Origin of the sequence: Acetanaerobacterium sp. MSJ-12 (assembly GCF_018917875.1) — a bacterium.
GTDB classification, from domain to species: Bacteria; Bacillota; Clostridia; order Oscillospirales; family Ruminococcaceae; genus Bittarella; species Bittarella massiliensis.
The window spans coordinates 346,400-357,460 of the sequence record NZ_JAHLPK010000002.1 but is presented as its reverse complement, the minus strand read 5'-3'; the positions used below and the strand labels follow the sequence as shown (position 1 = coordinate 357,460).

The 11,061-nt window shown below is 64.5% G+C and carries 7 protein-coding genes and 1 tRNA gene; 2 read left to right on the top strand and 6 right to left on the bottom strand.

All coding sequences use genetic code 11. The features are described from left to right. Positions 1-180 precede the first annotated feature (180 nt). Entirely contained in the window at positions 181-1,314 is a 1,134-nt protein-coding gene (locus KQI11_RS03710; RefSeq protein ID WP_216401121.1) for a hypothetical protein, read from the bottom strand. Between the two features lie 338 nt (positions 1,315-1,652). Here KQI11_RS03710 and KQI11_RS03705 point away from each other — a divergent pair, with 338 nt between their 5' ends. Together KQI11_RS03705 and KQI11_RS03700 are read left to right on the top strand one after the other, a co-directional pair. After that, positions 1,653-2,492 carry a LicD family protein gene (locus KQI11_RS03705; RefSeq protein ID WP_216401120.1) on the top strand — a complete coding sequence of 280 codons (840 nt, stop codon included), beginning with the start codon at positions 1,653-1,655 and terminating at the stop codon, positions 2,490-2,492. Positions 2,493-2,646: 154 nt separating this feature from the next. Then, entirely contained in the window at positions 2,647-6,126 is a 3,480-nt protein-coding gene (locus KQI11_RS03700) for an SEL1-like repeat protein (protein ID WP_216401119.1), read from the top strand. Positions 6,127-6,857: 731 nt separating this feature from the next. On the opposite strand, the gene KQI11_RS03695 is transcribed toward KQI11_RS03700, so the two are convergent. From KQI11_RS03695 to KQI11_RS03675, 5 genes are all read right to left on the bottom strand, one after another. Then, positions 6,858-6,944: transfer RNA gene (locus KQI11_RS03695), tRNA-Leu, on the bottom strand. 119 nt (positions 6,945-7,063) lie between these two features. Further along, on the bottom strand, positions 7,064-8,329 hold the full coding sequence (locus tag KQI11_RS03690) for a methionine gamma-lyase family protein (protein ID WP_353653904.1): 1,266 nt from the start codon (positions 8,327-8,329) through the stop codon (positions 7,064-7,066). After that, positions 8,326-9,033 carry a GNAT family N-acetyltransferase gene (locus tag KQI11_RS03685; protein WP_216401118.1) on the bottom strand — a complete coding sequence of 236 codons (708 nt, stop codon included), beginning with the start codon at positions 9,031-9,033 and terminating at the stop codon, positions 8,326-8,328. The genes KQI11_RS03690 and KQI11_RS03685 overlap by 4 nt, the downstream gene beginning before the upstream one ends. Further along, positions 9,020-10,036, bottom strand: a complete 1,017-nt coding sequence (locus KQI11_RS03680; protein WP_216401117.1) for a M42 family metallopeptidase — start codon at positions 10,034-10,036, stop codon at positions 9,020-9,022. The genes KQI11_RS03685 and KQI11_RS03680 overlap by 14 nt, the downstream gene beginning before the upstream one ends. Next, the gene (locus KQI11_RS03675; RefSeq protein WP_216401116.1) at positions 10,024-11,058 is read right to left on the bottom strand and encodes a M42 family metallopeptidase; all 1,035 of its coding nucleotides are present in this window, start codon (positions 11,056-11,058) and stop codon (positions 10,024-10,026) included. Before KQI11_RS03675 ends, KQI11_RS03680 begins: the two co-directional genes overlap by 13 nt. Between the last annotated feature and the right edge of the window lie 3 nt (positions 11,059-11,061).

Below are 11,061 nucleotides of genomic sequence, written 5' to 3'. Positions count from 1 at the left end.
CCTTCCAGCAGCACCTCATCGATCGTAACAAAGAAAAAACGGCGTAACCGCAAAGGCTACACCGTTTCAAGAAACCTATGAAATTGTGATACAAAAGCCACCTTGGGGCACCTTCCTTACGGAGGGTGCCCCAATGGCCTCTCTCTTTTTGTCTGCAATCAATTTTACAAATCGGCCCGCCTAGTCGCCAAAGTCAAAGTGGATGCCAAAGGCCTTGCAGACCTCCTCAAAGGCGGGGCGGGTGGTAGCCTCTGCATCGTAGCTGTTGATTTCCACCTCGATGCTCAAAAAGGTGTCTGTCCCCACCTGGTCCACCTTGTGGATGACAAAGCCCGGGTACTTCTCCCCGTCGAACCCGACGTAGTTGAAGTTGACCTGCTGCAGGGCCCAGCCATCGCCGGTAAGCAGCTCCTCGGCGGCGACATCGCTGTAAAAGTCAAGCGAGCCCTTGACTGCCAGGGTCCCCTTCACATCCGAATCCACCTGTTCTTTGGGGGTGTCGGCCCCCGCGCCGCTGCTGGTGAAGAGATAGGTGGTGAGTTCGATGCCGTCCGCGGAAGTGGCTGCGTAGTCGCCGTTGAGGTAGATATCCTCGTCCTCGAGGCAGTAGACGCCCAGAGACTTGCCGTCGGCCTGCAGGGTGATTTGCGAGAGATAGGTAAATCCGTCCACCGGTTTCTGGACGCTGCTTCCCGATCCGGAGGACTGGCTGCTGCTCCCAGAAGAGGAGTTTCCGCCGGGGGCGGTCTGCCCCTCAAAGCTCCACTCGTAGTCCGACAGGGGGCCGTATTTGCGGATGCTGTTGACCAGGTCTTCGTCCCCCACCGCCCGGTCGGGGGCACCCATCCAGACGTCGATGATGAGACTGCCCGCCTCATCGCTGTGAAAGATGATGGTGCGCTCAACGCTGCCGTTCAGGCGGTACTTGTAGGTGCTGGTGGAGGCGCCGTTCACGCTGCCGCTGCGGTGGCTCTCCCGGCTGACGGTATAGCCGTCGTCCCTCTCGTCCGCCTTGATTTCATCGATATAGTCCTCCTCGTCGACAGAGCGGCGGTCGCTGTATCGGACAACGACGAGATTGCCCTCCTCGTAGATGTCCTCCTTGTCCAGCCCCTTTTCGTAAAACAGCAGTCCGTAGTAGTCTCCACTTTTGCCGGCGTCCAGATATTCCCAGTAGCTCTCGTCGTACTGGGCCTTGATACAGCCGTTGTCAAAGTTGTACTGGTACTCCTTGTCCCTGCCGCAGCCGGTCAGCAAGGTGCCCAGCAGCAGACAGAGGGTCAGCAGTGCGCCGACCCAGCGATTTTTCTTCACGGTGGTCCCCCTCTTTTTGGCGAAATCGTCTTTTTATAGGTATTTTTATTATACTGCAAAGGTGGGAAAAGAGGAAGGGGGCCGCCGCTTTTCTGCCCTGCACACACTGCGGGGGCAATGAGTCAGCTGGAAAAGCACCCCCTATTCGACGAATTTAGTCATCCGCCTTGCCCCGTCTGCAGATCCTTGTTATACTGGGGTAAATCGATCTGTTCTCTGAATGAAAACCTAAACCTTTTCTTTCGGAGGAAATATGGGAAATCAGGCCGCGGAAAATCGTCGCACCGGTCCATTTTACAGCAGAATGGATTGGTTTACTTAAGCCATCGGGGGATTGTATGGAAACATTTCGCGAGTTGCAGCTGACCCAGCTGCAAATTTTAAAAGAATTGGACCGCATCTGCAAAAAGAACGACATCACCTACTACCTGGCCTGGGGCTCGCTGTTGGGGGCTGTGCGCCACCAGGGGTTTATCCCCTGGGACGACGACGTGGACGTCTGCATGAGCATTGAGGATATGCTCCGCTTTGAAGAGGTCTGTCAGCAGGATCTGGGAGAGGAGTTTTACTACCTCAGCCGCAGCCAGAACAAGTACAACTACATCTTCTGGCATCGCATCGGGTTAAAGGGGACAACCTGTAACGAGCGGGACTTTCTCGATCTGCCCGCAGACAACGGTATCTGCATCGATATCTTCCCCCTGTTTGCCCTGCCCGACGACCAGGCGCAGTGGCCTGCCTACAATCAGCTGATGAAGCGCTATCAGCTTCTCAGCGAGAAATACCTTCACGTACACACCCTCAAAAGGGAGCCCAGTCTGGTGGGAAAGTGCAAGAAGATGGCTCACGCCCTCCTCCCCGACCAGCTAAACCTCCGCTGCTCGCAAAAAATCCTCTCAGAACTGATTGCGCGCCAGGGAAAAGCGAGGGCATACCTTGCCGATTACAGCGATGGGCAATCGCCCACCGTTCTTTCCGGAGAAATTTTTCGAGACACAGTGGAACTGCCTTTTGAAGGGGTCCCCTTTCTCGCACCCATCGGGTATGACGAGTATCTCAAGACAGTTTACGGGGACTATATGAGCCCTCCCCCTCTCACCGAGCGGGCAAACCACTGTGAGCGGGCAGACGTCGTACTCGACTTTCACAAGCCCTATCGGGAATTCTGGGCCAAATAGCAAAATCAAGCAGGGCTTGCTCTGAATGAGCAGGCCCTGCTTTTTTGTTTATTCCCCCTTTATCGCGGCAATTGCATTGACTTTACCAGCCCCGGCTGGTACCATTCTTTAATAGAAGTTTGTCGAATGCACAAAAAGAGGAGGATGGGTAGAGATGGAGGCAACACAGAACGGGGACAACCTGTTTGAAGACCAGAACATCGTCTTGGTGGACACCCAGAACCTGTTGCGGGCAGCGAAGGAATTAAAACAGTCCAAAGAGGACTTTCAGTCCCTGCTCGAGCAGGCGGAGCTGGGCGACACCTCGGTCCAATACGACCTGGGCGAGCACTACGCCAGCGGCGACGGGGTGGAGACCGACTTTGAAAAGGCGGTCTACTGGTTCAGCCAGGCCGCCGAGGTGGGGGACCTGCGGGCCATCGAGGCCCTGGCCCGCTGCTATTTCGAAGGTCGCGGCGTGGAGAAGGACGAGAAAAAGGGACTGGAACTCCTCACCCAGGCCGCCGAGCAGGACAGCTGCTCAGCCCAGTGCGAGCTGGGGCTCTGCTATGAAAACGCCGACGGCACCGAGCGCGACCCCAAGGCCGCGGCCGAGTGGTACCGCCAGGCCGCCGACCAGGACTACGCCCCCGCCCAGTGCAACCTGGCCGTCTGCTACTTCAACGGCATCGGGGTGGAGAAGGACGACGCCCTGGGGATGGAGTGGCTGGAAAAGTCGGTCTCCCAAAACCACCCCCGGGCCCAGACCATCCTGGGCAGCTTTTTTGAAAACGGCGCCCACGTGGAAAAGGATGAGGGACAGGCCGTGCGCCTCTACCAACTGGCTGCCGACCAGGACTACGCCCCTGCCCAGTGCAACCTGGCTGTCTGCTACTTCAACGGCATCGGGGTGGAGAAGGACGACGCCCTGGGGATGGAGTGGCTGGAGCGGGCCGTGGCCCAGGAAAACCCCCGCGCCCAGAGCATCCTGGGCGGCTTTTACGAGGCCGGCGGGCAGGTGGAGAAGGACGAGGAGCAGGCCGTGCGCCTCTACCAGATGGCGGCGGAGCAGGAGTATGCCCCCGCCGTCTGTGACCTGGGGCTCTGCTACGAGTTCGGCACCGGGGTGGAGATGGACAAGGTCCACGCCGCCCAGCTCTACCGGCGGGCCGCCGACCAGGACTACGCCCCCGCCCAGTGCAATCTGGCCGTCTGCTACCTCAACGAGATCGGGGTGGAAAAGGACGAGGCCGCCGCGGTGCAGTGGCTGCAAAAGGCCGCCGACCAGGGCTTTCCCCGAGCGCTGAACATCCTGGGGGACTGCCACTTCCACGGCATCGGGATGGAGGAGGACGAGGTCCAGGCGGCGGAGTGCTACCGCAAGGCCGCCCAGCAGGGGCATCCCCCCGCCAACTACAACCTGGGGCTCTGCCTGGAGCTGGGCCTGGGGATGGAGAAGGACGCCGAAGCCGCCGTGGCCGAGTACTTGAAGTCGGCCGAGCAGGGGTACGCCCCCGGCCAGTGCAACCTGGCTTTCTGCTACCTGGTGGGGGTGGGCTGCGAGGCAGACCCCCAGGCCGCCATCCCCTGGCTGGAAAAGGCCGCCGAGCAGGAGCACCCCCGGGCCCTGGGCCTGCTGGGGAGCTGTTACCGGGACGGGAACGGCGTCGAGCAGGACCTTGCGCGGGCCGCCGGCTACTTTGAAAAGGCCAGCGCGCTGGACTATCCCCCCTCCCTCTGCGACCTGGGGCTCTGCTACGAGATGGGCGAAGGGGTGGAGCAGGACCAGCCCCGGGCCGTCGAACTCTACACCAAGGCGGGGGAACTGGGGCACGCCCCGTCCCAGTGCAACCTGGGCTACTGCTACCTGCGGGGCATCGGCTGCGAGGCAGACGCCGCCAAGGCCGTCCCCTGGCTGCAGAAGGCCGCCGAGCAGGACTATCCCCGCGCCCTCGACCTGTTGGGGGACTGCTACCTCTACGGCGACGGGGTAGAAAAGGACCCCGCACAGGGGGTGGCCTGCTACCGCAAGGCCGCCGATCTGGGCTACCTGACCGCCCTGTGCGACCTGGGGCTCTGCTATGAAAACGGCGACGGAGTGGAGATGGACAAGGCCCAGGCGGTCTCCTACTACCTGCAGGCCGCCGAGCAGGGCTATGTGCCCGCCCAGTGCAACCTGGGCTACTGCTATTTGGAGGGCATCGGCTGCGAAGTGGACGAGCAAAAGGCCGTCGAGTGGTTGGAGAAGGCGGCCCAGGACGGCTATCCCCGGGCCATCGCCCTGCTGGCCGGCTGCTACCGCGACGGCAGAGGGGTGGCACAGGACGCCGCTGAGGCGGCAAGCCGCTACGCCCAGGCCGCGGAGATGAACTACGCCCCCGCCCTCTGCGATCTGGGGCTGTGCTACGAGATGGGCGACGGGGTGGAGATGGACGAGGCCAAGGCGGTGGAGTACTACACCCGCTCGGGCGAACTCGGCAACGCCGCCGCCCAGTGCAACCTGGGCTACTGCTACCTGCGGGGCATCGGCTGCGAGACGGACGCCGCCCAGGCCATCCCCTGGCTGGAGCGGGCGGCCGAACAGGGCCACCCCCGCGCCCTCGATTTGTTGGGGGACTGCTACCTCTACGGCGACGGGGTGGAAAAGGACGAACAGAGGGGCGCCGACTACTACCGCCAGGCGGCGGAGCGAAACTACTCGGTGGCCCTGTGCGACCTGGGCCTCTGCTACGAAAACGGAACCGGGGTGGAGATGGACAAGACCCGGGCCCTGCAGCTCTACCTGCAGAGCGGGGAGCTGGGCAACCTGGCCGCCCAGACCAACGCGGGTTTTTGCTACCTGCGGGGCATCGGCTGCGAGGCGAACGCCGCCGAGGCCGTCCTCTGGCTGGAGCGGGCGGCCGGTCGCGGCTATCCCCGCGCCCTCGATCTGCTGGGGGACTGCTACCTCAACGGGGACGGCGTCGCCGTGGACAAGGGCAAGGCGGTGGAGCTCTACCGCCAGGCCGCCGACCAGGGGTATGCCACCGCTGTCTGCGACCTGGGGCTCTGCTATGAAAACGGGCGGGGCGTGCAGATGGACAAGGCCAAAGCAGCGGAGTACTACCGCCAAGCCGCCGACCTGGGGAGCGTGGCCGCCCAGTGCAACCTGGGGTACTGCTACCTGCGGGGCATCGGGGTGGCCAGGGACCCGGCCCAGGCCATTCCCTGGCTGCAAAAGGCCGCCGACAACGGCAGTTCCCGCGCCATCGACCTGCTGGGGGACTGCTACCGCGACGGGCTGGGGGTCGAGCGCGACCCCGCACAGGCGGTGGCCTGCTACACCCGCTCGATGGAGATGGGCTTCTCCCCCGCGATAACCGACCTGGCCCGCTGCTACACCCAGGGCATCGGGGTGCCGGTGGACCGGCAGAAGGCCGCCCAACTCTACACCCGGGCGGCGGAGGACGGCGACGAGGAGGCCATGCTCTGGCTGGGGCTGTGGTACCGGGACGAGGCGTCCCAGCCGGACAGCCAGCAGCAGGCCCAGTACTGGCTGCAAAAGGCCGCCGACAACGGCAGCAGCCAGGCGGCTGAAGAGCTGAAAAAGGGAGCCGGCGGCGGCTCCCTGGCCAAAAAATTGGGCGGGCTCTTCCGGCGCAAAGGGAAAAACTAGGCAAGTTAACCAAGTAAACAGGGAGTCCATGGGATGGGCTCCCTGTTTTTGTTTGCTTCCCGACTGGAGATATAGGTATAGCCTTTCCACCAGTTGAGGACGTCAGAGGGGGAAGAAACCCCCGCTCTCCCGCGCAAAATCTCCGCCCCAGTGTGTCCTTCCCCCTCGCGCTTGCAGGCGCCGAGGCCCAGATGCGGCCGCACACAGGAGGACAAAATATATGCAAAATGCAGATGGGGTTTCACTTTGAAACAAAGGCCTGTTCTGTCAACTGCAGCCCGTTTTAAAGAGCTGGGGCCCTGACCATGCCAAAAAGCAGCTGCCGCACTCCCCTATGTCTGGCTGGCAAAGGCCCCCTTCCGTCGCCAATGTTCCAAGGTCCAAACACCTAGATCCAAAAACCCAGACAGTGAATGGTCAAAGCATACAGCGATACCGATCTCCCCTCCCCCGTTCCCAACGAATTGTGGCACGCCTTCACAATCCGTCCCAAGAGGGGGGGCGCTGATGATGTGACAGCCAGCACAGAAGTCGCAGGGGAGCAGACATAGCCCAGAAATACTCCGTCCATTTGGGGGCAGAGGGCTTGAAAAGGCAGTCATCCCCCACCCGAAAGTCGTCAAAAAGTCGTCAAGTTCAGGCGTGAACTAATTGAACAGAAAACGTCAATCACGCAAAAAAGGAAAAGCCCCGGAAACCGCTGAACAATGCGATTTCTGGGGCTTCTCTTTTGGTGCGGATGAAGGGACTTGAACCCATACAGTATTGCTACCACTAGAACCTGAATCTAGCGCGTCTGCCAATTCCGCCACATCCGCGAGTACGTTTGTTATTATAGCGCGCTCGCCCGGCTTTGGCAAGGGGTTTTTGTAATTTTTTTAGGAAATTTGTGCGTTTTCAGATTCTGCCCAAAGCCCTTTCCACATCGGCCGCAACCTTAGGCGGTTTGCCCATTGACTTTCAGCACCTCTTCCGCTGCCTTGAGGATGCCGATCTTCCCGGTGGCGTAGTTGAGCCCGCCCTGGAACCAGACGGCAAAGGGTTCGCGGATGGGGGCGTCGGCCGACAGCTCGATGGAGGAGCCCATGGTGAAGGCCCCCGCCGCCATGATCACCTCGTCCTCGTACCCGGGCATGGGGCAGGGCTCGGGGGTGACAAAGGAGTCCACCGGCGCCCCGGCCTGAATGCCCCGGCAGAAGGCGCAGAGCCGCTCTTTGTCCTGCAGGCAGATGGCCGAGATGATGTCGGCCCGGGTGTCGTCCACCGCCGGGTAGACCTGGTAGCCCAACTCCTCGAAGAGGGCGTTTGCAAAGCAGGAGACCTTCATGGCCTCGCCGGTGACGGTGGGGGCGTGAAACAGCCCCATGTAGAGGGCGCGGTTTTGCCCCAGGGAGCAGCCCAGCTCCCGCCCTGTCCCCGGGGAGGTGAGACGGTAGGCGCAGAGCTCCACCAGGTCGTGGCGGCCGGCGATATAGCCGCCCGACTGGGCGATCCCCCCGCCGGCGTTTTTGATGAGGGAGCCCATCATGATGTCGGCCCCCACCTGCACCGGCTCGACCTTCTGGGAGAACTCGCCGTAGCAGTTGTCCACCATGACGATGCAGTCGGGATTGGCCTCTTTGGCGGCGCGGCAGACCTCCGCGATCTCCTCCACCGTGAAGGAGGGGCGCAGGCTGTACCCGCGGGAGCGCTGTATGTAGCAGAGCTTGACCCCCTTGCAGGCCGCGGCGATGGCGGGCAGGTCGAAGCGGCCGTCCTCCCGCAGTTCCAGCTGGCGGTACTCCACCCCAAAGTCCTTCAGGGAGCCGTTGCCCTCCCCCCGCAGGCCGATGACCTCTTCCAAGGTGTCGTAGGGCTTGCCGGAGACCGAGAGCATCACGTCGCCGGGGCGCAGCACCCCGAAGAGGGCGACGGTGATGGCGTGGGTGCCCGAGGCAAAGCCGGCGCGAAAGAGGGCGTCCTCCGCCCCCACGGCGGTGGCAAAGACCTGGTCCAGGGCGTCCCGGCCCCGGTCGTCGTAACCGTAGCCGGTGGTGTCGGTCAGGTGGGAGCCGCCGATGCGCTGCTCCTGAAAGGCGTGGAGGATCTTCTGCTGGTTGTAGGCCTGTATCTCCTCAATGCGGTCAAAGGCCCCCCGGCACCGCTTTTCGGCGGCCTCTGCAAGGGCCTCGACCCGCTCGGAAAAATGGAAAAATGCTGTCACTGTATGATTCCCTCCCATGTACTTTGACAGGGCGTGAAGCCCTGGGATTGATAAAACGACACCCGCTCCGGCGCACAGCAGAGGAGCAGCCGGTAGCCGGGCAGGGCGGCCCGCAGATTGGCCAGCGCCCGGGCAGCCAAGCCCCGGCCCCGGTACTGCGGCTGGGTGTAGACCTGCTCGATCACCCCTTGGCGGGTGACGGGGTCCAGGGCGTAGACCCCGGCGGTGGCCCGCAGCGCCCCGTCCGCCCGCACCCCCGCCAGCAGGGCGGCCCCGTGGCGCAGCCGGTGGGACAGTTCGCCGTAGAAGGCGGGGCCGCCAAAGGCCGCGTCCCACCGGGCCAGCAGGGCCGATACCTCGGCCAGGGGCGGGCCCTCGGCGGCGGGGCCCCCCTCCGCCGGGCAGCGGCAGGCGAGCACCCGCCGCTCCTCCCCCCCGACAGGCAGGTCGACCAGGTAGCGGCGCACCCCGCAAAAGCGGAGGAACTCCTCCGCCTGGGGCCACTGCCCGGCGTCCGCCAGACAGACCGTCGCCTGTTCCCCCAGGGTGCAGAGGGCCCCCCCGCCCGAAAAACGGTAAAATCGCGCCCCCAGGGCCGGTTCCCACACCCGGTAGAGGGCGGCCAGCTTGACGGCGGTCAACGCGCCCTCCCGCCCCTTCAGGGGGAGGGCGCCGCCGGGGGCCAGGGGGTCAATCGACGGCATCGATGAGCCCCTTGGCCAGTTCGTAGACGGCATGGATGTCGGCGGCGCTGGCCACGCAGCTGGCGGTGTGCAGGTTGCGGCAGGGGACCGAGAGGGCCAGGGTCTTGACCCCGCCTCGGCTGCGGTGGATCTGTCCGGCGTCGTTGCCGCCGAACACCCCCTGCTTTTGCTGGATCGGGATCGCGCGCTCCTCTGCGATCCGGCGGGCCAGCTGCAGGAGTTCCCGGTCGTAGATGGTCCCCCGGTCCATGGGGCCGACCACCGCGCCCCCGCCCAGGGCGCAGACCCGCTGCCCCTCGGGCAGGCCCAGGTTGTCGGCCGCGGTGGTGGCTTCCAGCACCAGGGCCACGTCGGGGGCCACGGTGTAGGCCGCCGCCTGGGCGCCCCGGCAGCCCACCTCCTCCTGGGTGGTAAAGACAAAGGTGCAGTCGTTTTGCAGGGGCTGTTTGAGCAGCGCCAGCAGGATGGCGACCCCCGCCCGGTCGTCAATGGCCTTGGCGGCGATCCGCCCCTCGCCCAAGGGGGTAAAGGGGGTGTCGAAATAGGCGATGTCCCCCAGCTGTACCCGCTGGGCCGCCTCCTCGCGGCTGGCGGCGCCGATGTCGATGCGCAGCTGGCGCAGGGGGATCTCCCCCTCCCGCTCCTCCGCCTTTTGCAGGTGGATGGGCACCGCGCCGATGACCCCGGCGAGGCCGTTCACCCGCACCGCCTTGCCGGGGAGCACCTTCTCGTCGATCCCGCCGACGCAGTCAAAGCGGAGATAGCCCTCCCCGTCGACGTCCGTGACGATCAGCGCCACCTCGTCCATGTGGGCGCAGACCATCCGCTTTTGCGCGGGGGTGCGGGCCCCCTTCTTCTCGACGATCACGCTGCCCAGGGCGTCCACCTGGTAGGAAAGCCCCATCTCGCTCAGGCGGTCGGTGACGAAATAGCGCACCTGCTCTTCGCTGCCGGACGCGCCGTCCAGGGCGCAGAGCTGTTTGAGGGTGTTCAGCACGACCATTCGCCCCCTTTCACATAGGCCGCCAGCAGGGCGGCGGTGTTCTCAATGTCCGTCAGGTCGCAGACCTCGGCCGGGGTGTGCATGTACCGCTGGGGGATGGAGAGGGTGACACAGCGCACCCCGCCCCCGGCAACCGACACCCCGTCGGCATTGGTGCCGGTGCGCCCGGCCATGATCTCCCGCTGGAAGGGGGTGCCCTCCCCCTCCGCCGCACGGCAGAGGGCCCGGTACATCCCCCTGTCCAGGGTGGGGGCATAGCCGATCATCGGTCCCGCCCCCAGCTCGCCGCAGTCGGCGGCGTCACAGCCGGGGGAGAGGGCGAAGGAGACATCCACCGCCACGCAGTGGGTGGGGGCGGCGAGGAAGGCCGCCGTGGCCGCCCCCTGGCCGCCCACCTCCTCCCGGGTGGAGAGGAGGGCGGTGACCCCGCAGCCGGCAAAGCCCGCCTCCTTGATGGCCTTGGCCGCCAGGCAGACGGCGGCGCAGCCGGCCCGGTCGTCCAACGCCTTGCCGGTGACCCGGCCGCCCAGCAGCCGCCGCAGGGGGGCCCGGTAGCAGACCCGGTCGCCGGGGGCGACCAGCCGCTCCAGCTCCTCCTTCCCAAAGCCGGTGTCCAGGTAGAGCTTGTCCACAGGGGGGGCCTTTTTGAACCCCTCCATCGCGGAGAGGTGGGGCGCCAGGCAGCTGACCACCGCCGGCACCTCCTCCCGCCCCAGGATGCTCAGCCGCGCCGAGAGGAGGAGCCGGTGGTCGATCCCCCCCACCGGGGCGATCTTGACAAAGCCGTCCTCGTCGATGTGGGTGACGATGAAGCCCACCTCGTCGATATGGGCGTCCAGCAGCAGGTGGGGCCTGCCCTCCTGCGGGGGCACGACGGTGCAGCAAACGCTGCCCAGGGGGCTGCGCTCCACCGGGCCACAGCAGTCGGCCAACCAGTTCGCCGCCCAGTCGGCCGCCCGCCCTTCGTCCCCGGCGGGGCCGTCAGCGTCGCAGAGGGCCTTCAGCAGTTCAAATGTGTCCATCTT